The organism is Rhodothermales bacterium (genome assembly GCA_017643395.1).
GTDB lineage: Bacteria > Bacteroidota > Rhodothermia > Rhodothermales > UBA10348 > JABDJZ01.
In genome coordinates, this window is record JAEPNP010000001.1 from 1,897,029 (window position 1) to 1,920,210 (window position 23,182).

At 63.4% G+C, this 23,182-nt stretch carries 12 protein-coding genes; 4 read left to right on the forward strand and 8 right to left on the reverse strand.

Translation table 11 applies throughout. From position 1 onward, the window contains the following. Positions 1–4: 4 nt before the first annotated feature. From JJ896_07780 to JJ896_07800, 5 genes are all read right to left on the reverse strand, one after another. A complete protein-coding gene (locus tag JJ896_07780) occupies positions 5–619 on the reverse strand; it encodes a hypothetical protein (protein ID MBO6779539.1) in 615 nt (204 codons plus the stop codon). Positions 620–632: 13 nt separating this feature from the next. Beyond that, positions 633–1,244, reverse strand: a complete 612-nt coding sequence (locus JJ896_07785) for a sigma-70 family RNA polymerase sigma factor (GenBank protein ID MBO6779540.1) — start codon at positions 1,242–1,244, stop codon at positions 633–635. 110 nt (positions 1,245–1,354) lie between these two features. Next, positions 1,355–3,484: a LysM peptidoglycan-binding domain-containing protein gene (locus JJ896_07790; protein MBO6779541.1), complete on the reverse strand. Its 2,130-nt coding sequence runs from the start codon at positions 3,482–3,484 to the stop codon at positions 1,355–1,357. A 180-nt stretch (positions 3,485–3,664) separates the two neighbouring features. Then, on the reverse strand, positions 3,665–5,215 hold the full coding sequence (locus JJ896_07795) for an acyl-CoA carboxylase subunit beta (protein MBO6779542.1): 1,551 nt from the start codon (positions 5,213–5,215) through the stop codon (positions 3,665–3,667). Between the two features lie 71 nt (positions 5,216–5,286). After that, positions 5,287–6,990: a hypothetical protein gene (locus JJ896_07800; GenBank protein ID MBO6779543.1), complete on the reverse strand. Its 1,704-nt coding sequence runs from the start codon at positions 6,988–6,990 to the stop codon at positions 5,287–5,289. Between the two features lie 199 nt (positions 6,991–7,189). Between JJ896_07800 and JJ896_07805 the strand changes: the two genes are divergently transcribed. The 3 genes from JJ896_07805 to JJ896_07815 all read left to right on the forward strand — a co-directional run bounded on the left by JJ896_07805 (position 7,190) and on the right by JJ896_07815 (position 10,915). Further along, positions 7,190–8,452: a hypothetical protein gene (locus JJ896_07805; protein ID MBO6779544.1), complete on the forward strand. Its 1,263-nt coding sequence runs from the start codon at positions 7,190–7,192 to the stop codon at positions 8,450–8,452. A 265-nt stretch (positions 8,453–8,717) separates the two neighbouring features. Beyond that, positions 8,718–9,953, forward strand: a complete 1,236-nt coding sequence (locus tag JJ896_07810) for a Gfo/Idh/MocA family oxidoreductase (protein ID MBO6779545.1) — start codon at positions 8,718–8,720, stop codon at positions 9,951–9,953. Beyond that, entirely contained in the window at positions 9,950–10,915 is a 966-nt protein-coding gene (locus tag JJ896_07815; protein MBO6779546.1) for a Gfo/Idh/MocA family oxidoreductase, read from the forward strand. Before JJ896_07810 ends, JJ896_07815 begins: the two co-directional genes overlap by 4 nt. A 106-nt stretch (positions 10,916–11,021) precedes the next feature. Here JJ896_07815 and JJ896_07820 read toward each other — a convergent pair whose 3' ends face one another. From JJ896_07820 to JJ896_07830, 3 genes are all read right to left on the reverse strand, one after another. Further along, positions 11,022–13,835 carry a S8 family peptidase gene (locus JJ896_07820; GenBank protein ID MBO6779547.1) on the reverse strand — a complete coding sequence of 938 codons (2,814 nt, stop codon included), beginning with the start codon at positions 13,833–13,835 and terminating at the stop codon, positions 11,022–11,024. A 65-nt stretch (positions 13,836–13,900) separates the two neighbouring features. Continuing rightward, positions 13,901–16,348 carry a S8 family serine peptidase gene (locus JJ896_07825; GenBank protein ID MBO6779548.1) on the reverse strand — a complete coding sequence of 816 codons (2,448 nt, stop codon included), beginning with the start codon at positions 16,346–16,348 and terminating at the stop codon, positions 13,901–13,903. 472 nt (positions 16,349–16,820) lie between these two features. Continuing rightward, positions 16,821–19,577 carry a S8 family peptidase gene (locus JJ896_07830; protein ID MBO6779549.1) on the reverse strand — a complete coding sequence of 919 codons (2,757 nt, stop codon included), beginning with the start codon at positions 19,575–19,577 and terminating at the stop codon, positions 16,821–16,823. A 234-nt stretch (positions 19,578–19,811) separates the two neighbouring features. On the opposite strand from JJ896_07830, the gene JJ896_07835 reads away from it, so the two are divergent. After that, the gene (locus tag JJ896_07835) at positions 19,812–23,072 is read left to right on the forward strand and encodes a hypothetical protein (GenBank protein MBO6779550.1); all 3,261 of its coding nucleotides are present in this window, start codon (positions 19,812–19,814) and stop codon (positions 23,070–23,072) included. Positions 23,073–23,182 lie beyond the last annotated feature (110 nt).

A 23,182-nucleotide genomic window follows, 5' to 3' on the forward strand; every position in this document is an offset into this window, starting at 1 on the left:
GACATTATCGCCGGTTTCCTGCGGGGCGCACGCCCTGCGTGGCACCAGTGGGTAACAACTCCAGCGGCACAGCGGGCTCGTCCCACTGTAATTCGCCGGAGGCCTGCAGCGACTTGATCCTGCGGGACAACGTGCGGAGATCATCTCCGGAGTCCCATTCGGGGATGGCCGATGCGCCGGCCGATCGTGCCGGCGTGGCTGCCGGCGGGAGGGTCTTCATGATGTCTGCGGGTGCCTCCTGTGCCATCGAGCGATCTGCCACCGGAGAGGTCGGCCGCTCGTTGAAGAACGTCCACGGCGACACCATGACCGTCAGGGCAAGTACGGCCGCCAGGGCCAGCGCTCCGCTCAGCGTTCGGCGATGCAAGATCAGCCGCCGCAAGGCGGGGCGGTCGGCCCGGGCATCCGTGGCGTGCCCGGGTGTCGCTCCCCGGACCACCGCGTTGACCACGGAGGCATGCGGCCGCACGCGGGGCCGGTGCTCCATGACAAAACGTGCCTGGCTCAGGGCCTGGTACTCCGAGGAAAGATCCGGATCCTCCAGCAGCTCACGCAGCGGGGGCGTGTCCGGCGACACCTCGTCGTACAGGTGCTCTATAAGCTGTAGCTCTTTATCCATGGGGTTCAGTGGGCTAGGGTCGGATTCCCTCCAGTTCAGCAGGCATCATGCGCCTCAGGTTGAGGAGGGCATATCGCATGCGACCCAGCGCGGTGTTGATCGAGACATCAGTCAGAGCAGCTATTTCGCGAAACGTGAGTTCAGCCTCGTGTCGCAGCAGCAGCACCTCACGCTGCTCCGGCGACAGCTTCTCTATGGCCTGCCGGAGCCACGCTCGCTGCGTGCCCTGATCGATTTCATGATCAACGGGTGTTGCGTCGTCCTTCAGATGATCCCAGAAGCCGGATCCATCCTGGTCCTTGCCGGCATCGACATCCTGCCACCGTTTCCGGCTTCTGAGATGATCGAGCGCGGCATTCCGGGCGATGCGAAGCACCCAGCCCAGAAATCGGCCCTGTCGGGTGTACCCGGCCCGCTCGCCCTGTAGCGCTTTCAGGACGCGCAGGAAGGTCTCCTGGAAGAGGTCATCAGCCGTGGTTCGATCCCGTACCATGCCCAGCAGGTACCCGTAAACCCGTTCCTGGTGACGCTCGACGAGCATTCGGATGGCGCGCTCATCGCCGCGTTGCGCATACGCGGAGACGAGTTCTTCGTCCGAGGGAGTGCTCAGTGCCGTTGTCGCCAAAGTCGGGCCTGGGTGAGGTAGCCGGGCCGGCGGGCGGGTGTTGCCGCGGCCTCCACGCTACAACGTGATCGGGTTCGGATTATTGTCCGCGGCCCGGTCAGCCCGATTTGCTACTGGCCTTCAGCTACGACCAGCGTGCGTCCGGGGTAGATGCGGTCCGAAGACAGCGCATTCCAACGGCGCAGGTCCGAAATAGATACGTTGTGGCGGCGGGCGATGGACGTGAGGGTGTCCCCGGTGCGCACCGTGTAGGTGCTTCTGGTAGCAGGGGGGTGGAGCCGCAGGGTCTGGCCCGACCGGATGCGTGACCCCGAGATGCCGTTCCATGCCCGGAGGTTCGCTACGGACACGTTGTTGGCGCGGGCAATTTCGCTGAGCGTATCGCCCGACTTTACCCGGTAGGTGGTGGCACCGCGGGAGGCGGCGGCGGGGCCCTGAAAGTCATCCGCGACGTACAGCACCAGGCGGCTTCCGGTACGAATGCGTGACCCCCGGAGGTTATTCCAGGCCCTGACTCGGCTCAGGCCGACGCCGTGCGCCTCGGCAATTTCGCTCAGCGTATCGCCTTGCCGCACGGTGTAGGTGACACGCTTGCCGGCCGGCTGCGTTGGCTGGCGGGTGGGTGTCGACTGTTGCATGGCCGGGATGGCGTCCCGGTCCGCCAACTCGATCGGCGTCAGCGAATGAATCGGACGGAGCTGAATGGCCTCGTAGGCCACAGACAGCGGTTCCGCCTCAACGACGGCTTCGGCAATCGGCAGGGCATATTCGGAGGTCGGCACGATCAGCCGCTGCCCAGGTCGAATAATGCTTCCGCGAATGCGGTTGTCGGATCGTAGCCTGGATACGGACACCCCGTACGTGGCGGCGATCTCCGACAGCGTGTCTCCCCGACGGACGATGTGCTCTCCGGGGGGCCTGAGCGCGTCAGCGGGCAGCTCCGCGTACGCCGTCAGAAAGGCCTGCGAGGTACCCACCGGCAGGCGCAGCGGATACGGCTTGGCCGAGGGCGGCAGGTAGCCGCGGCGAATCGCCGGATTCAGAGCGGCCAGATCCTGGGTGGTGGTGCCGGCCATGGCCGCGATGTCCCTGAGCGCGAGCGAGCCGCGAACGGGGACCAACTCGTAGGCAAACGGGAGACCAGGTGCCTCCGGCTCGATCCCGTACGCGGACGGGTTCGACAGCATGATCGACGTTGCGATGTACTGCGGGATGTAGTTGCGCGTCTCACGCGGCAGATAGCGGTACATATCCCAGAATGTGGGATTCTCCACTCCCTGCGCCCGCGCGTTGCGCTTCGCGCGATTCAGGCAGCGAGGCGAACAGTTGTAGCCTGCCAGAGCAATGTGCCAGTCTCCCTCCCGCTCGTACAGGTCCTTGAGGTGTTTCGCCGCCGCACGGGTCGCTTTCTCGGGATCCATGCGCTCGTCCACCCAGCCGTCGATGACGAGGTCGTACGCACGACCCGTCGCGGCCACGAACTGCCACATGCCTACTGCAGCCGCCCGGCTTCGCACGCTGGGCCTGAGGCCGCTCTCGATCATGGCCAGGTACTTGAGCTCATCCGGCACGCCCTCCTCGGCGAAGATGCGCTCGATCATCGGGAACCAGGTATGTGCCCGTTCTGCCCAGGCCTGCAACGTCTTGGGCCGCTTTTCCAGCAGGACCTGCATGGCGGTGGTTGCCGCGCGGTTGATGGTCATTGGGACCTGCGTCGGAGCGACCGAGGCAGGAGTCGGCAGCACGGCCCCTTCGACCGGGGTCTCCAGGGGGTCCTCGAGTTCGTTCAGGGCCGCAAAGGTCTGCTCGCGCACCGCGAACACCTCTGCGGGGCTGGCAAGGCGCTCGTCATCCGGCCCGAAAAAACGCTCGTGCTCGTTGAGTACGGCCTGATACAGCTCGGCGAAACGCTCGTCCTCCAGGTATTCCGGCCGGGTAACCAGTGCATGGAGATCGCGCACGATGGCGCCGAGACGGGCCTCCACCAGGATGTGATCCTCGTTGGCCTGAGCTTCCAGCACGGCCGCATGGCGGCGGTAGAGCTCGGCCACCGTCGGCAGGGTGTCCGGGGCTCGATCGGACCCGTTCAGAGAAAGGTGCAGCGGAAGCAGCAGCCGGGATCCTGTGAGCTGGGACGGGGGGCGCGCTTCCAGGCGTTCAATATCCTGGGCGGCAAGCGGCGCAAAGGCCGACAAACCAGCGAAGACCAACAGGGCGGCGAGCGTGTAGCGAGCGTTCACGACAGAGGCGGTCTACCTGAAGTATTGGGTGAGGTGGTGTCCCTATCTCACATCCCGTGAGTGGGTTGTGCGTGCGGGCCGGAGCGCGCCCGCAGCGAGCACCACCTTCAAGTATCAACTGAACAGCCCGCCGCAGGTTCTGCGATTTTGCACAAGTTCGGTCCGCAGGCGGTAGCTGCGTCAGAGCGGAATATTGCCGTGTTTGCGCCGCGGATTGTTCACCACCTTGTTCTCCAGCATTCGCAGGCCCCTGATCAGGCGATTCCGGGTCTCGGACGGCCTGATCACATCGTCCACATAGCCGTACTCGGCGGCTACGTATGGATTCGCCAGCTTGTCCCGGTACTCGTCAATGAACGCGGCCTCGGTTTCGGCGGGCGATGGACTCTCGGCAATCTGGCGCCGGTAGATGATCTCCACTGCGCCCTTCGGCCCCATCACGGCGATTTCGGCGGTTGGCCAGGCATAATTGAGGTCACCGCGGATGTGTTTGGAGTTCATCACGTCGTAGGCGCCCCCGTAGGCCTTGCGCGTGATGACCGTGATCTTGGGCACCGTGGCCTCGCTGAACGCATACAGCAGTTTGGCGCCGTGTCGGATGATGCCCCGCCACTCCTGGTCCGTGCCTGGAAGGAAACCGGGCACGTCCTCGAACACCACCAGGGGGATGTTGAAGGCGTCGCAGAAACGCACGAACCGGGCGCCTTTGACGGAGGCATCGATGTCGAGCACGCCCGCGAGATTGGCGGGATTGTTGGCCACAACGCCGACCGACTGCCCGCCGAGGTGAGCAAATCCTACCACGATGTTTCCGGCGAAGTCGGGGTGGATCTCAAAGAACCGCCCATCGTCTGCGATTGTCCGAATGACATCATGCATGTAGTAGGGCTTGTTCGGATTGTCCGGGACCATGGTGTCCAGGGCGTCATCCGCGCGATCCTCCGGGTCATCCGTAGGTCGAACCGGCGCCGGATCCTCACAGTTTTGCGGGATGTAGCCGAACAGATCGCGGATGCGTTGCAGGCAATCGGCGTCGTTGTCGCAGGCCAGGTGCGCCACGCCGCTTTTAACCGCGTGCGCGGAGGTGCCGCCGAGCTCCTCGAACGACACGTCCTCCTGCGTGACGGTCTTCACCACGTTGGGACCAGTGATGAACATGTAGCTGGTGTCCTTCACCATGAACACGAAGTCGGTGATCGCCGGACTGTACACCGCGCCGCCCGCGCAGGGGCCCATTATGGCGGAAATCTGCGGCACCACACCTGAGGCCAGGGTATTCCGGAGGAAGATGTCCGCATAACCGCCCAGAGAGACGACGCCCTCCTGAATGCGGGCTCCCCCCGAGTCGTTGAGGCCGATGACCGGAGCACCGTTTTGCACGGCGAGGTCCATCACCTTGCAGATCTTTTCTGCATGGGCCTGTCCCAGCGACCCACCGAACACGGTGAAGTCCTGCGAAAACACGTACACCAGACGGCCTTCGATCGTGCCGAATCCGGTCACCACGCCATCACCATACGGCCGGTTGTTTTCCATCCCGAAGTCGTGGGACCGATGCCGCACGAACGTGCCCAGTTCCTGGAATGAACCCCGGTCCAGGAGCAGGTCGATGCGCTCACGCGCTGTCAGCTTGCCCTTGGCGTGCTGCTTGTCGATTCGGGCCTGGCCGCCGCCCAGTCGGGCCTGCTCGCGCCGCGATTCCAGATCCGCCAGTTTGTCCTGCTCTGCCATGGTCTCGTGACTGGTTGCAGAGAAAGTACACGCACCCGGCGCCGCGGGTCATGGAGGAGACGCGAATCTGTTCAGGAGCGGCGCTTGAACTGCTCCTCGACGGCGTTCGTAAAGTCGATGGCCGCTTCGTCGTAGATGTTGACCCGGTTTGCCCGGAAAATGTCCACGGCGATGATGTCGCTGCCAGAGCGCCAGTCGGGGGCGTCGCGCAGCCGATGCAGGGCTTCGAAGTACGATTCCGAGCTGCCGAGGAACAGTCGTTCGATGAACTGATCGCGCTGCCACGCCGCCGGGCCGAGCACGTCGAATTCCAGAGTTGCAGAGTCGGATTCGATGGGCTCCGGCAGGGTGGGCGGTGCTGGATGCAGTTTGACCACCCTTGGCATCGGCTCGCCGTCCGGGGTCGAATCGAGCGCGCCGGACTGCGGTTGTTCGGGGTCCGGGTCGTCCGGCACACCCGTCACGCTGCTCTGAAATCTCTTCCAGAGGGGCTCCGATTCCGGGAGGGGCTCGGGAATGGGCTCGGCGCTGCTGGCCTGGAAGCGCGCCCATAGCGGAATTGGGGCTTCGTCGATGGAGTCTTCTTCCGGTGGCTCAACGGATTCAATGTCCGTGATCGGGCCCATGGGAGCGCTCACGACGGAGAGTCCGATTCCTGGCGGTTCGGGATCGGGATCGGGCTCAGGTTCTGGCTCCGGCTCGGGTTCGGGCGCGGGTTCGGGCTCTGGCTCCGGCTCGGATTCCGGCTCGGGCGCGGGTTCTGGCTCTGGCTCCGGCTCGGGCGCGGGTTCCGGCTCGGGCTCCGGCTCGGGCTCGGGCTCCGGCTCGGGTTCGGGCTCAGGCCCCGGCTCCGGCTCGGGCGGTGGCTCCGGCTCCGGCTCGGGTTCGGGTTCGGGTTCGGGCTCGCGCTCATACTCGAGCTCCGGCGCGGGTTCGTCATCCCGAACAATTTCAGACGCGGGCGCCCGGTACGGACGTGCGGACGGCTGCGGAATTTCCGGTTCGGCGATGCCCCCATCGCCCAGGACCAGTGCAATCGCCGCATCGACCTGCTCGGCGGTCAGTGCCGCCAACTCTCTGGCCCGTGCGTATCCACGCACGCCGGAAGCCAGGCCGGCCCCGTTGCGGGCCTCGAAAAACTGGGTCAGGAGCGGAACGGGCAGCGTGCCGGCCTCGGTCAACTCGCCGAGTTCCGTGAGTGGGCCGACAAGGGCACGCCAGTCATCGCCCGCATAATCGACACAAAAGCTGCGATCGACGGCCTCCAGCGCGGTGGAAAGCGCACGACGAGTGACCTTTTTGTCACCCCCACGTTCCGCGAACGCGTCCACGGCCGTGCGCAGGTGCGAGTAGGGCAGGAAATAGGCTACCCGACGGCGAACGTCCTCCGGAGACAGCTCCGAGCGCTTCTCACCAAACACAAAATGGATGAGGGTAGGCACCGGCCGGATCAGGTACGCTGTGACCAGATGTACGGCTTGCCGCAGGGCGCGCGGCCACTCGGACTCCGGGTAGTGCGCATATCGGGCCAGCACATTGAGATATGCAGTCCGCGCCAGGGACACTTCTTTCTGACCATGGTCCACCCAACCCGGCGCAAGATCCATGATGCGGGCCGTCTCCAGTTCGAGTCGACGGTCCAGGGCGTGCTCCAGGAAATGGACGATCGATTCCGGAACGTCGTGCCGCCTGAGATCCCGGCGGGATATGGGGCCCTTGTCGGGCAAAGCCCGCAAGAGCGCGCGGTATACGGCGTCCGGTAGGGTTTGGGACATATGGAAGAGGGGTGGAGACCTGCTGGAAAGCAACCCGCGTACCAACATGACGCGGCGACAATATGGACGGCCTCGACAAAGGCCCGTTCCAAGCTTGCGTGAAAGCGCTACCGGAATCGCATCAAAGGGTAGGCCGGCGCGTCCTCCTGAATCTCCCCGACCTATCAAACCAACAACTGCCCGCCTCACGCCGAACCGCATGCGTCTATTTGCACTCGCCCTGGTCTTCCTGCTGATGGCCCCTTCCGTCAGCGCGCAAGACCAGCCCTCGTCACTCCGACTCTTTCTGGACTGCGAGTGGGCATGCGACCAGGAGTTCATCCGCTCCGAAATCACCCTGGTGGACTTCGTGAATGACCGGACCGCTTCCGACGTGCATCTCCTGGTTACGACGGAGGGTACCGGCTCGGGCGGTCGGGTATTCAGCCTGGCATTCATCGGCCAGCGGGACTTCGCTGCCCTCACGGACACGCTGGGTTTCGTTAGTCCCGGCACGGCCACCGATGACGAGCGTCGCCGGGGTTTGACGAACATGATCGAAAACGGCCTGGTGCGCTATCTGTCTCGCACCACGCTGGCTCCCAGCATCGAATTGAGTCTGGTGAGGCCCGAAAACGGCAACGGAGAGGTGACCGAGTCCATCGAATACGACCCGTGGAACTACTGGGTGTTTTCTGTGGGTGGAGGTGGGGACGTGTCGGGCGAGGAATCGTCGGACTCGTACTCGGTGCGCGGCAACATTTCGGCCAATCGCACGACCGAGGAATGGAAAATCAGGCTCTCGGCAAACGGGCGGTATCGCGAGCGCAACTTCGACATCGGAGACGATCGCACTGTCTCCAGCATCAGTCGCAACGGGTCGATATGGATGATGGTCGTCAACAGCCTGGGAGACCACTGGAGTGTGGGTGGCACGCTGTTCATGAACACCTCCTCAGAGCGCAATACCGACGGGTCGGTTACTGCGGGGCCGGCCATCGAATACAACGTCTTTCCGTACTCCGAGTCGACCCGGCGGGAGTTCCGGTTTCAGTACGGCGTGCGGCTGGATTACCGCAACTACGACGAGGTCACCATCTTCAACGTGACCGAAGAATCGCTCCTCCGCCATTCCCTGCAGGCGGAACTGGACATGCAGCAGACCTGGGGAGAGGTCGGGTTTGACGCCGAGTTCTCGCATCTGCTCACGAATTTCGACCGTTCGCTCACCGACTCCTACCGGCTCGAACTGGATTTCAGTGCAGACGTGCGCCTGGCCCGGGGCTTTTCGGTCTTTTTTGGAGCTGGATACGAGCTCATCAGGGACCAGCTGTTTCTGCCGCTCAGCGACATTTCCGAAGAGGACATTCTGCTGGGGACGCGCCGCCTGCCGACAGGGTACGACTTCAACGCCCGGATAGGATTCAACTACCGGTTCGGGTCGATTTTCAACAACGTCGTGAATCCCCGTTTTGGATTCTGAGGGCACGGTTCGGGAATTCTTTTGGGTCGGACTTAAGGTTTCTTAAGCTCTGCCGATACCCTTGGGGCGCGAGGTGGGCAAGTCACGAATCTCAATCCCAAACACTCTTTGCGCAGGCCGCGCAGTCAGGCAACGCCAGACCTGACACTACGGTCTTGCCGCTATCAGGCGGCCATGCTCCCCTAACGTTCCGTGTGCAGACCGCCCCGGGCCCTTCGTGGCTCGGGGCGGTTCTTTATTATGCGCCCCTCAACACAGTGATGGTATGGCAAGAAGACTCGGCATCGGGTTCGTTGGCAGTGGGTTCATCACCCGGTTTCACATCCAATCCTGGCAGGCCGTGCGCGATGCGGATGTGCTGGGAGTCTGGAGTCCCAACAGGGCAAACGCAGACTCTGCCGCAGCGCTTGCACGTGACCTGAGGGTGGGGCAGGCCAGGGCTTTTGACTCCCTGGCGGAGATGGTCCATGACCCGTCCATCGACGCGATCTGGATCTGCGGACCCAATCACCGACGTGTCGAAAACATGGAGGAGATCGTGCAGGCTCGAAGCGAGGGAGCCGAATTGGTCGGGATAGCCTGCGAAAAGCCCCTTGCGCGCAACGTGGCCGAGGCGCGCCGCGTGGTGGAGTTGATCGAGGAGGCAGGCGTGCTACACGGTTATCTGGAGGACCAGCTGTTCTCCCCGAGCCTCATGCGCGGTCGTTCACTGGCCTGGAAACGGGGAGCGGCCATCGCGGGTCGTCCGTACCTGGCCCGGGCTGCCGAGGAGCACAGTGGCCCACACGCCCCCTGGTTCTGGCAAGGTGACCTCCAGGGCGGCGGGGTGCTGAATGACATGATGTGCCATAGTGTCGAGGTGGCGCGCTTCCTGCTGACCCAGCCGGGCGCGGCCCGAAACAGCATTCGGCCGCTCAAAGTCACGGCACAGATAGCCAGTCTCAAATGGTCAAGACCCGAATACGCTGCTGACCTGGCGCAGCGATTCGGCGAGGAGGTGGACTATCTGAAGCGGCCGTCGGAGGATTTCGCCCGGGCGACCATCGAATATGTGGATGGGCACGGCAACACCCTCATTGGTGAAACGACCACCTCCTGGAGCTTCGTGGGTGCCGGACTGCGACTGAGCAGCGAACTGCTGGGTCCCGAGTATTCCATGCAGCTGAATTCACTCGACGCGGGCGGGCAATTGTTCTTCAGCCGGCGCGTGACCGGTGAGGAGGGAGAGGACCTGGTCGAAAAGCAAAACGCCGAGCAGGGAGTCATGCCGTTTGTGGGCAACGAAGCCGCCGAGTATGGCTACGAGGATGAGAATCGGCACTTCGTGCGCTGCTTTCTGGACGGAATCCAGCCGGAGCTCGACTTCCATGCCGGCCTGGAGGTCGTGGAGCTGCTGATGACGGCCTACATGAGCGCCGAACAGGAGCGCACAATCGCCTGGAAACCGGAAAATCTCGATTCCTACATACCTCCGGTAGCTCGCGGGACCTGGCGCCCATGATCCGCTGGGGCATCCTGTCGACGGCGCGTATCAACAGGCGATTTATCGCCGCTGTTCGGGCAGCCGAGCGTAGCAAGGTGGTTTCGGTGGCGAGTCGCACGCCGGAACGCGCGGCGAATTATGCCCACGAGTGGGGCATCCCGTCCAGCCATGGTTGTTACCAGGATCTGGTCGACGACCCCGAGGTCGATGCCCTCTACATTCCGCTTCCAAACCAGCTCCATGCGCCATGGTGCGTGCGCGCCCTGAAGGCCGGCAAGCACGTGCTGTGCGAAAAGCCCCTGGCGCTGTCGCCGGTTCAGGTCGACGTCATGGCCCGAGCTGCCGAGCAGTCCGGGAACGTGCTGGCCGAGGCCTTCATGTATCGCCATCATCCGCGTACCCACCGCGTGCGCGATCTGGTTCGCGAAGGGGCCATCGGCAGGCTGCGCGTGGTGCACGGGGCTTTTACGTTTCTCTTTGACCGCGACGACAACTTTCGACTCGACCCGGCGGCCGGAGGCGGTGCGCTGTGGGACGTGGGCTGCTACCCGGTGAGTTTTACTCGCTATGTGGTGGGAGAGGAGCCCGAGACCGTGCAGGGCGTCAGTGTGCTGGGAGAGAGCGGCGTCGACATGTTGTTTGCGGGCTCGATGCGGTTTCCCTCCGGTGTCTTGGCGACGTTCGATTGTGGGTTCGATGCAGTCTTTCGATCCGAAATGACCTTCGTCGGGACGGAGGGCCGAATCACGGTCCCAATGGCGTTCCGCCCCGGCCTGACGGCGGACATCGTCCTGGAACAGGGGGACGAATCGCGCACGGTTGTGGTGCCGGGATTTGAACCCATCTTCCTTGGCGAGGTCACGGACATGGAGCGGGCGGTGCTGGACGGCGCTGCGCAGGCTATTCCCATCTCCGAGAGCCGGGGCAATGTGGACGCAATCCACCGCCTGCATGAGTCGGCGCGGAGCATGGATCGATAGCTCGAACAAATACAAGGGGGCCGCCACCTGCAGATGACGACCCCCTTGCTGTCTCTCCTGGTGTTCGATCGGCAATGAAGCCTGACGTGAACACACCCCGCGAGAACTATTTGATCAGCAGCATGGATTTGGTCATGGTGCTGGTCGGGGTTTCGAGACGGTAGAGGTAGCGACCCGAGGCGAGACGGGACGCGTCGAAGCGGGCGCTGTGCTGCCCGGAGGACAGGTTGCCGTCCATCAGGACCTGGACCAGACGGCCGGTCAGGTCATACACCGCCAGCCGGACGTTTCCACTCTCGGGCACCGAGAAATTGATCTGGGTTGACGGGTTGAACGGGTTCGGATAGTTCTGGTCCAGCGTCATCTCGCCAGCCGGGCTGTGCTCGAGATGTGTGGTTTCCTGAACGGGGCTGTACGTGATGGGTGCGATGGTCTTCGACGCCTGCTCGCCGGCGCCCGGAAGGGTGAAGCCGTTGAGATACGAGTCGGCAAAGCGGGTAATGTGCCAGGCGTAGGCAGCGCGGCTGACGGATCCGTTCGGGTCAAAGGCCGCATGGATCGTCGGCTGTAGGTCGTAGGCACCTTGCGTCAGGCTGAAATGCGCCTGCATGACGTTGAGGTCGAGCGCCAACTGGACGTAGCCGCGCAGGTCGGCGGGAATATCCTGCCAGTCGCTGAGCTCGATGTCTTCACCCATGTAGGCGACGGAAACGGAACCGTCGTTGAGCGACTGGGCTGCGTTTTGCAGACCGAGACTCTGTATCAGCGAGTAGGCAAGCGAGGCACGGGAAACGCCCCCGTTCGGATTGAAGCTTGATCCGTCCGTCCGCATCACGCCTGCGTTGAACCCGTCCGTGTCGCGCAGGGCTGCCCCCTGGGCCGCCACGGCGGCTGCGAACGGGGCGCCGGCTGCTCCCACGTCCGAGAAAGGACGGTCTGCGGTCTGGCGTACTCCGGTGCCCATGACCAGGTAGTTCGCCAGGTCGCCCCGGTTGAGCGCGGCATCAGGGCTGAAGGCGGAGCTGCTGGACCCATCGACCAGGTACTTGGAGACCGCGTACTTGATCAGTTCCTCGGCCTCATGGCCGCCGATGTCTCCCAGACCCTCGTAGTTGCTGGCCAGGAAAGAGATCTGTCCGTTGATAAATCCGGGAGCCGCGTAGCCGTTGGTAAGACCCAGCGGGTCCACACGATTGCCGGAGATGCTGCCGATGCCGCGCGCGGTCACGCGCCAGGTGCCGGGCACGCCGGGAGCCGTGACGCCGATGGTCTGGCCAATCACGGGAAGGCTGATGGACGAGCCGTAGCGGTTGCCGAGCGGGTCATAAAGGACCAGCGCGACCGTGTTGTCGCCGATGTTGGCGTTTGCAGCCACAATGCCGGTGCCGGCCGGTACCTCAAACTCCATTTCTTCGGCTTCTCCAACAGGATTGAAGAAGATCTCGAAGTCCACCGGAGCACCGGCGGGGCTGACCGACGCCGAGGCGTTGAAGGTGCGGAACGCGTTGACGGTAGCGCCGAAGTCGGCCGTGGTGCCGGCTTTACGGGCCAGGGTTTCCTGGACGGCGGCGTACGCATTCACATAGCCGGCGCCTGCTTCCCAGTCGGCGCGTGCCGACAGGTTGGTTGCGGTCTGCTCGAGAATGTCCTTGACGTCCTGCCAGTTCAGCGTCGGGTCTGCTTCCAGCATCAGGGCGATGATGCCCGAGACGTGTGGGCATGACATCGAGGTGCCGGACGCAACGGTATAGAACGGCTGGAACTCGTCTGCCATGCCGTCATGCATGGATCCCGTCGATGCGTTGGCGGAAATCACGTCGACACCTGGAGCGGTCACGGTGGGACGGTCTACCCAGCTGTACGTGTTGCCCTGGTTGTCGGTGTAGGTGCCGCCGACGCCGATGCGTCCGCGGGACGAGAAGTCTGCCAGATTGCCCTGGCTGTCGCCGGCAGCGACGAGCGTGACCCAGGGGGCCTTCTTGTAGTTGCCCGTGATGGAGGCAAAGCCCGGCCCCGAGTTGCCGGCGGAGAAAACGACCATGATGCCGCGATCAGCCAGCCTCTTGGTTGCCACGTTTGTCGGATGATCCGGCTGGAAGTCGGTGCCGGAGTCGCTGGAAGAACCAAAAGAGTTCGAGACGACACGGATGTTGTACTGAAACTGGTGCGTCAGGGCGTAATCGAATCCTCCGATGGTGTCGAGGATGAATATGACCGCGCCGGAGCCGTAGCCGATGATGTTGGCGCCGGGAGCAACACCTTCATGCTTGCCACCTGAGGCCGCACCGGTACCGGCGACGATACCCGCTACGTGCGTGCCGTGGCCACCACCGTGGTCCGTGTTGGGCACGTTTTCCGTGTAGGTCACGGGCAGCAGGCTGCTGACCGACGCGAGGTTGGTCTGGGCGGCGACATTCTGGACCACGTTGTCCTTCAGGTCCGGATGGGTGCCGTCTACACCCGAATCATTGACCAGAACGCCGATACCCTGTCCCGAGTAGGGCAGGCCCATGGCATTCCGCATGCCGGGGTCGTTCCGCAGCTTGTCCACGCCGGTCAGCGCGGTTGAGCGGTCGTTTTCCCACTCGAGCTGTTCGTTCAGCCACAGTGAACGCACCCCCTGAAGACCGGCCAGCTGGTCAATCTGGGCGGGCGTCGCCAGGACGCCGGCAATCGGGAGACTCTGGAAGTAGAAGCCCGTCACGCCGACGGCCTGCAGCGAAGCCAACTGGCCGGCATTCAGCGCACCCTCACCATCGAAGGTGACGATGACCTGAAGCTGGTCCAGCGGAGCGGCTGCAATCCGGGCGTTCTGGAGCGAAGCGCCGATGGTTTGGGCAAGCGCGGTGGAGGCGCCGACCAGGAGCAGTGCCAGGAGAAGAATCGTGGAGCGCAAGCTCCGGGTAATGCGAGAAGTCATTGTTCTATTGCGATGCGGTCCGTCGGTCTCAGGCACGTTGTGCCACCGTGCGGGCCGATTAATCTCTAGTACTGGGTGAAGTAGCGCACGGCGGCGACGGCGTAGTCGGCGCGCGTGGCCAGACCATTCGGTTCAAACCGGGCCGTCACAGTGGGCTCTGACTCGAAGGCGCCCTGGGCCAGATCGAAGTAGACGTTGATCAGTCCGAGGTCGATGGCGATCTGCACATAGCCCGCCTTGTCCCCGAGGCCGGAGGCGTCGGTTACCGGCACGCGGGTCCCGTTGAAGTCGGCGGTGATGTCGCCGGAGAACGAGTCGGCTGCGTCGGCAAGACCGAGGCTGCGTACCAGACTGTAGGCCAGATCGGTTCGGGTGACGGAGCCGTTCGGGTCGAAGGCACCGCCTGCTTCCATTACGCCGCCTTCCAGGAACTCGCGGTCCCGCATCGAGGCACCGTGCATGGTTACGGCCTCAGCGAAGGGGGCGAGCGCAGCAGACACATCACCAAACCCGTGTCCGCCGTCGGCCTGTCGGATGCCTGCTCCCCATACCAGGTACTGAGCCAGCTCAATGCGGGTCAGTCCCTGATCGGGACGGAAGGTGCCGTCGGCATAGCCGTCGAAAAGGAGTTCGCCCACCCCGCTCTTGATGGCGGCTTCGGCCGCGTGGCCGTCTACATCATTGAGGCCGGTGAATCCGTTTGCGGTTTCGAACGACAGCGTGCCATGCACCTCCTCCGGCACCGACACGACATTGTTGCCGGTTCCGTTCTGGATCCCGCGGATCTCCATGGTCCAGACACCCGGCTCCGGAGCGGTCACGATTTGCGCACGACCGTATTCGAGTGTGAAGAGCAGCGTGGTGCCGCTGGAGTGCGAAACCCCGCTCGGCGAAATCAGCACCGGGTAGATCGGGTTGCCGGTTTCTCCCAGCACGCCTTCAGCCGACAGTCGTGCCGCGAGCGTGGTCAGGCCGGCGGGCACGTTGAACGTCATCGAGTTTCCGTCGGAGGACAGTTCCGGCCGCGGGTTGTAATCGATCGTAAAGGGCGTGTCGTTGCGGCTGGCGTCCACAAATGCGTTAAAGGCACGGTCCGCCGTCAGCGTGGAACCGTAGTCCTGGAGTCCCAGGGCCATCTGTACCGCCGCGTAGGCATTGACGTAGCCACTTCCGACTTCCCAGGCCTCCCGGCCCGGCATGTTGCTTGCGCTTCGACGAATGATGTCGATCACGTCGGCGGGCTGCAGGCTTGGGTTCGCCTCCAGCATCAGTGCCACGATGCCTGCGACGTGCGGTGTCGCCATGGAGGTACCGCTCATGTGCGTGTAGAACGCAGCGTTCGCGCCCAGAACGGTTGCGTCGGCTTCGGCTTCCAGCGGCGGAAGCGCACCTGAGTTGGCACGGGTCGAGATAATGTCGACACCGGGGGCAACGACCGTCGGCTCATTGTGCCACGTCCAGGATTTTCCGTCGGGCGTGGTGAAGTCGAGCGTTTCACCCTTCACGCCGCGGGACGAGAAGTCGACCAGCTTGCCTGCCTTGGTGCCGGCGCCCACGACGATCGACCACGGTGCCGCGTAGCGGTTATTTGTGGCCTCGTCGGGTCCGGAGTTGCCAGCGGCAAAGATCACATTGATGCCACGGTTGAAGGCGGCGTAGGACGCGACGTTTACCGGGTGCTCCGGGTCAAACGTCGCCGTGGATCCCCAGGAGTTGGTGATGATGCGAATGCCGTAGCGAAACTGGTTGGAGATGGCGTAATCGAAACCGCCGATCGTATCCAGAATCAGCAGCACGGCGCCCGAGCCGTATCCGATCATGTTGACACCTGGCGCCACACCGGCGTGGTCGCCGCCGGACTGCTGCCCGTTGCCGCCAACGGTGCCCGCCACGTGGGTCCCGTGGCCCGAGCCCAGGTCGGTGTTGTCCTGGTCCTCGAGATAGTTGATGGGCAGCAGGCTGCTCACCGCGTGCGGATTGGTGGCGCCCTGCACGTTCTGCACCAGACTCAGGTCGGGGTGCGTTCCGTCGACTCCCGAATCATGCACGACAATACCTACACCCTGTCCGCTGAAGGGCAGGCCCATGGCATTACGCATTTCGGAGTCCGTGCGCAGCTTCTCGACTCCCGTCAGGTGGCGCGCGTCCTTGTTGTAGTACTCCTGTTGATCATTCCCCCAGATAGAACGAACGCCATCGATTTCGGCGATGGCGTTGATCTGCGATGGGGTGGCGACGACTCCGGCGATGGGCAGGCTCTGAAAAACGATGCCTTGCGTGATGCCGGTCGCAATTAGCGCGGAAGTCTGTGTGGTTGAAAGGGCCCCTTCACCGTGGAAGGTGACGACTACTGTAAGCTGTTCGGTGGGAAGCGCGGACTGAAGCGCCGACTGAAGACTGGGTCCGAAGACAACATTTTGTGACAAAACGGTGCCGGCGGAGATGATCGTGAAGGCGACCACCAGTGTAAGACGGCGCAACACGAGTCCCAGCGGATTCGTAAAAGAGATCATGACAATTGGTTGGATATCGACCGCCTCGTCTGTCAGGTCTCGAAAACAGGACAAAAGAGGCGATGCGGGTTGAGACGCCGCTAGTATCCTGACCACGAAAGGGTGTCGGCTATCAGTCGATGCCCTTTCGTTTTGTGGGACTTCGGGGCCGGAATCCGTAGTCGTAGAGGACCGCAGTTTGTAGGGATTCGACGATGTCTGCGTAGGAATCGGACGATGCTTCTGCAGGAATCGTCCTACTTAACGGCGTTCTCGCCACCGTTTTGTGACATTTCCGTGACAGGCGATTCGGGGTCTCTCAGCGAAGTTTCGCTGGGTGTGACTGCCCCCTGGCTCGAGCTCCCTTCCAGCTGCGAGCGGTGGTGTGGGCGGCCTGCCTGTCGTCCAGCAGGAACGGCGTTGCGTCAAAGCGCGTCAGCGCAACCTCTGCCCGTGTTCTCCACTCGCTGGGCGAAAGCCCGTCGGTGCGTCCCTACTTGACGAGCACCATCGAGCGTACGTGCACCGTGCCGCCAGCGGTCAGGCGGTAGAGGTAGCGTCCTGAAGACAGTCGGGACGCTTCGAAGGGTACGGAGTGCTGACCTGCTCCCACGGTCGCATTAACCAACTCGGAGACTCGCCTCCCGGTCAGATCAAACACCTCGAGTAGCACGTGGCCGGCCTCCTGCAGCCTGAAACCGATCGTGGTGGAAGGGTTGAACGGGTTCGGGAAGTTCTGGTCGAGTTCAATCGCCTGCGGCAAAGCCTCGTCTCCATGTACCACCCTGGCCGATCCTCCCTTGCTCGCGAATCCGAGGTCGGGCAGGGCAGGATTCAGGAAGCTGTCGCTCAGGCGAACCGCGTGCGCCACGTAGGCACCTCGCGTGACGGTTGACTCGGGGGCGAAGTAGAACAGTCCCCCTGCTTCTTCCGGTGCCATCAAGCCCAGATCCAGAGCCAGCTGCACGTGTCCCCGGACGTCTTCGGGGATATCCTGCCAGTCTGCGAGCTCAACCTCGGAGCCACCCGATGCGGTAACCGGACCGGATCCAAGCTGCTCGGCCTCCGGCTGCAGCCCAAGGCTCTGGATGAGGGAGTATGCCAGTTCGAAGCGCCGTACCCGTTGTTCGGGGAGATACTCGCCATTGGTGAGGCGCATCACGCCGTGCTGGGTACCATGGAGGTCGCGCAGGGCGGCCCCTCGGGCGGCCACTGCTTCGGCAAACGGGTCCAGCACTGGCAGATCCTGGAAGGAAGATCGGCCGTCCCTGGGCAGCGACTGGCGTACACCGGCTCCCATGATGAGGTAGTCCGCGAGGTTGCTCCGGCGCAGCTCCTCGTCGGGCAGAAAGTGGGCTTCTGAAGTTCCGTCCACGAGGCGACGAGCCACGGCGTATGTGACCAGTGCCTCCTCCGGTGAACCGTGGATGTCGTCGAGCCCTGCGAATGTGGTGCCCAGTAGCGCAATCTGTCCGCGTATCGTACTTGCGGTACCGATTCCGTTCGAAATGCCCAGCATGTCCAGGCGAAGTCCGACCCAGGACCGTACACCGCGCACAGAGATGGTCCATGTACCCGGAGAGGCGGGTGCTGTGACGGTGATGGACTGCTGGTAGGCAGGCACCGAAACGGCAGAAACAAACTCGGATCCGTCCGGAGCGGACAACACAAGAGCCGCCGTATTGTCGCCGATCACGGCCGAGGCCGACACCAGGTCGGTTTCGCCGTCGACCTCGAAGGTCGCTGATTCGGACGTCCCGACCGGACTGAACTGCAGGCTGAAGGAAACGGCCGGCTGGGCGGGGTAGAGGCTGGCTTGCGAATTGAACTCCCGGAACAGATTGACGCTGGATCCGAAGGGAACGCCATCGCCCGACTGTCGGCGCAGTGTCTCCTGCACAGCGGTGTACGCATTCACAAATCCGGCTCCGGCTTCCCATTCCGTGCGCGCCGGCAGGTTCGTCGCAGTCCGGGCCAGGATGTCCTTGACATCGCGCCAGTCCAGAGTGGGGTCGGCTTCAAGCATCAAGGCCACGATGCCCGCAACATGGGGGCACGCCATGGACGTACCGGTTGCCACGCTGTAGTACGGAGCGAATTCGGGGTGCAGGCTGAAGTACAGCGAACCGGTGGACGCGTTTGCCGAGACCACGCTGACTCCGGGAGCTGTCACGGTCGGCGCGTCCGACCAGACGTATTCCTGCCCATCGCGTGGATCGATGTAGCTGCCGGTGACGCCCACCCGTCCGCGGGACGAGAAATCCCCCAGGCGACCCTGGTTGTCGCCAGCGGCGACAGTGACGACCCAGGGAGCCTTCTTGTAGTTGCCGGTAATCGTACCGGCTCCCGAACCGGAGTTGCCCGCCGAGAAGACGACAATCATGCCGCGATCCGCGAGGCGTTTGGTCGCAACGTTTGTCGGGTGGTCGGGCTGGAAGTCGGTGCCGTTGTCGTCCGACTCTCCGAAGGAATTGGACACCACCCTGATGTTGTACTCGAACTGGTGCGTGAGGGCGTAGTCGAAACCGCCGATGGCGTCCAGGATCAGCACGACCGCTCCGGATCCGTACCCAATCAGATTGGCCCCTGGTGCCACCCCCTCGAACTTGCCGCCCGATGCGGCTCCGGTGCCCGCCACGATCCCTGCGACATGCGTGCCGTGTCCACCACCGTTGTCGGTATTGGGAATATCCTCGACGTATGTCACCGGCAGCAAGGCGTTCAGGCCGCGAAGGTTGGTCTGCCCTGCCACATTCTGTACGACATTGTCCCGCAGGTCCGGGTGCAGCGCGTCAATCCCGGAGTCGTTCACCAGCACCCCTACGCCCGCACCGGAAAATGGCAGCCCCAGGCGGTTCCGGAAATTCGCATCGTTGCGCAGGCGATCAACGCCGGTGACTGCAGTCGGGCCATCATTCTCCCACCGCAACTCCTCATTGAGCCAGAGGGATCTGAGGCCTGGAAGTGCCGCCAACTGCTGAACCTGGGCCGGGGTCGCCAGCACACCCGCGATCGGAAGACTGCGAAACAGCAGGCCCGTGACGCCGACAGACTGAAGCGCGGAAACCTGGGTTGCAGACAGAGGCGCGTCTCCCTCGAAGGTCACGATAACCTCAAGTCGATCAAGCGGCGCGGCCAGCGAAAGCGCGTCCTGCAGGGATCCCCCGATAGTCTGGGACTGGGCCGGGGTGGAAACAGTCAGAATCGCCAGGGTCGGCACCAACGCCGACAGAAGTCGGAATAATCGCATGCGAGGGGGGATTACGCGATCAGAGTTTCGTGCTCGGCCGCGCCGAAATCCGTAGGCCCCGTCCGCGAGCGCAGGTAGGAATCGATCGTCTCGGGCTGTAGGACTCGTCTTACAGCCGGCCCTCGGGGAGCACAGGGGAATTGACGATGGGCCCACCAACACTTGTGACAGTTTCGTGACTGGTCGCCCGCTAGATTCAGCGCTCTTCCACACCCACGTGAATCCACTCCCACCATGCGAACCCTTTTCTCCCTGCTGGCGGCCCTGTTGATCCTCGCTGTCGCCCCTTCCGATGCGGCAGCGCAGCAACTCGACATGGACAAGCTGAAGGTTATGCAGGCACGCGCCATCGGGCCGGCCGGCATGAGCGGACGCGTCACGGCCATCGATGTCGTACTGCGGGACATCGATATCATCTATGCCGGTACGGCTTCGGGCGGCCTGTGGCGTTCCGAGAACGGTGGTACCACCTGGGATCCGATCTTCGACGAGCAGCCCGTGCACTCCATCGGCGCAGTGGCCGTCAACCAGCACAACCCGGACATGATCTGGGTAGGCTCCGGAGAAGGCAATCCGCGGAACTCCAAGAACGAGGGCAACGGACTCTACAAGTCCATCGACGGCGGGCGCACATGGACCCATCTGGGCCTCGAAAACAGTCGCGCCATCCATCGTCTGATTCTGCATCCCACGAATCCGGATGTCGCCTGGGCTGGCGTGCAGGGCCCCGCATGGGGTGAGGCCACCCAACGTGGGGTGTATCGCACACAGGACGGAGGAGACACCTGGGAGCGCGTGCTCTATGTCGATGAGAAGACAGGCATTGCGGATCTGGTCCTGGATCCCGGCAACCCGGACAAGCTCATTGCGGCCATGTGGGAGTTCCGCCGGTGGCCCTGGTTCATGAAGTCCGGAGGCGAGGGATCCGGCATCTGGGTCACGCACGACGGTGGTGACAACTGGGTACGCAGAACCAGCGAGGACGGACTGCCTGATGGAGAGCTCGGCCGCATCGGCCTCGCCATCGCCCCGAGCGATCCCGATGTGGTGTACGCGATCGTGGAGGCTGAGGAGAATGCCTGGATGCGCTCCACCGACGGGGGGTTCACCTTCGAGGAGGTCAACAGCGGCCGTGCCGTGACCAACCGCCCCTTCTACTACAACGACATCTTTGTCGACCCGGTCAACGAGCATCGGGTCTACTGGCTGTCCTCCAGCGTGCGGGTCACGAATGACGGCGGGCGCACCTTCTCACCGATTCCGCCTAGCGGCACACCCGGTGGTGGCATTCACCCCGATCACCACGCCTGGTGGATTCATCCTGAAGACCCCAACTACATCATTGAGGGGAACGACGGTGGTCTGAACATCTCAAACGATCGTGGCAAGACGTGGCGGTTTGCCGAGAACCTGCCGGTCGCCCAGTTCTACCACATCAACGTGGATGATGCAATCCCGTACAACGTGATGGGCGGCCTGCAGGACAACGGCTCCTGGATCGGTCCGGCCTATGTCTGGAAAGCCGGTGGCATCCGCAATTCGGACTGGCGGGAGGTTGGGTTCGGAGACGGATTCGATGTCACGGTCATGCCGGACAACCAGCGCTTCATGTACTCGATGAGTCAGGGCGGCAACCTGCGCCGGTTCGACAGCGAAACCGGAACTGGCGTGGGCATTCGCCCGCTACACCCGGACGGCGAGTTTCTGCGCTTCAACTGGGACGCAGCCTTTGCGCAGAGCCCGCATGACGCGGCCACCATCTTCTATGGCAGCCAATACGTGCACAAGTCCACCGATCGTGGCAACAACTGGGAGATCATCTCGCCGGACCTGACCACGAACGATCCGGAGAAGCAGAACCAGATCAATTCAGGCGGTCTGAACTACGACGTAACGGGCGCCGAGAACAACACGACCATCGTCTCGATCGCGCCCAGCCCCCTGGATGAGAACGTGATCTGGGTCGGCACCGACGACGGCAACGTGCAGGTGACCCGTGATGGCGGTGCCTCGTGGACGAACGTTGTCGATGACATGCCCGGCCTTGCTCCCGGCGGCTGGGTCACGCAGATGCGGGCCTCCACCTTCAACGCCGGTGAGGCGTTTGCCGTCATTGACGACCACCGTCGCAACAACTGGGACACCTACCTCTACCATACCGACGACTACGGTCGCAGCTGGAATCGGCTGGCTGAGGACGCCTGGGGCTATGCGCTCTCATTCGTGCAGGACCTCATCGAGCCCAACCTGATGTTTCTCGGCACGGAGTTCGGTGTCTGGGTGTCCATCGACGGCGGGGACAACTGGACCCAGTGGACACACGGCATGCCGACCATGAGCGCCATGGATATGGCCATTCATCCGCGGGAGCACGACCTGGTAGTCGGCACCTTCGGTCGTTCGGTGTATGTGCTGGATGACATCCGTCCGTTGCGGGCGATGGCCTCTGAGGGCGCCGATATCCTCGACGCCCGCCTCAAGGCACTGCCCACTCCGGATGCGTATCTGGCCAGGTGGGGCCAGGCTGCCGGGACCCGCTTTTCTGCCAGCGCCATGTTCGAGGGCGAAAACCGGCAGCGCGGCGCCATGATTTCCTACATCGTCAACCGTCCCCAGCGTGCTGAGGGCGCGACGGACGAGCAGCGCGCACAACGCATGCGTCGCATGCGCGCACGCATGGCCGCTGCCGGTGGTCCGGGCGGCCAGGGCGCTCGTCGGGGCATGGGCGCGCGCAATCAGGTGACGATAGAGATTGTCAACGGAGACGGTGACGTGATTCGCACGCTGAACGGTCCTGCAGAACCCGGACTGAACAGGACCTACTGGCGCCTGCGCCGGGCCGGCTTCCGTCCGCCGGGTTTCGGCGGATTCGGTGGTTTTGGCGGAGGCGGTGGCGGAAACGCCGAGCCCCCGGGTCCTGACGTGTATCCCGGTACCTATACCGTGCGGTTCACGATGGGACAGCAGACAGATTCCACCACGATCACCGTGCATCCGGACCCGCGCGAAGACTACAACATGGCAGGAGCAGAGGCTCGGGTAGCGCTTTATGAGAGCCTTGAGCCCATGTTTGGGGCGGCTACCTCGGCCCTGGAGCAGCTGGACGATGCGGAGGACGCCCACGAGTGGATCGGCGACAAATTGTCATCGATGGAGGATGTGGATGAGCTCATGGAAGCACATCGCGCGGTGGCGGACTCGCTTTCGGCGGTGCGCGAACTGATTTCCGGTCCCTCCGATGTGCAGGGCATTCGCCGTGACCCGCTGACCATCACGAGTCGCATGCGCACCGCGCTCGGCTACATCAATCGGAGCACTGACATGCCCGGCGAGACCGAAGAAATCGCTATCGCCGCGAGCCGTGCAGCGGTCCAGGAGCTGGTGGATCTGGTGAACGGATTTATGAGCGGGCGATGGGCTGAGTATGTGCAGACCATCGAGAACGCCGATCTTCCCTGGTTCGAACCCATGGAGCCCATCCGACTAGACAACTGACACGCGCCATCCGACAGCTTCCCGGCCTCCTTCTCCTGGTCCTCGTTTCCACCGCCAACGCCCAGGAGAAGGAGGCCTGGGACGTTTCGGAAGCTTTCGGTCCCACCGAA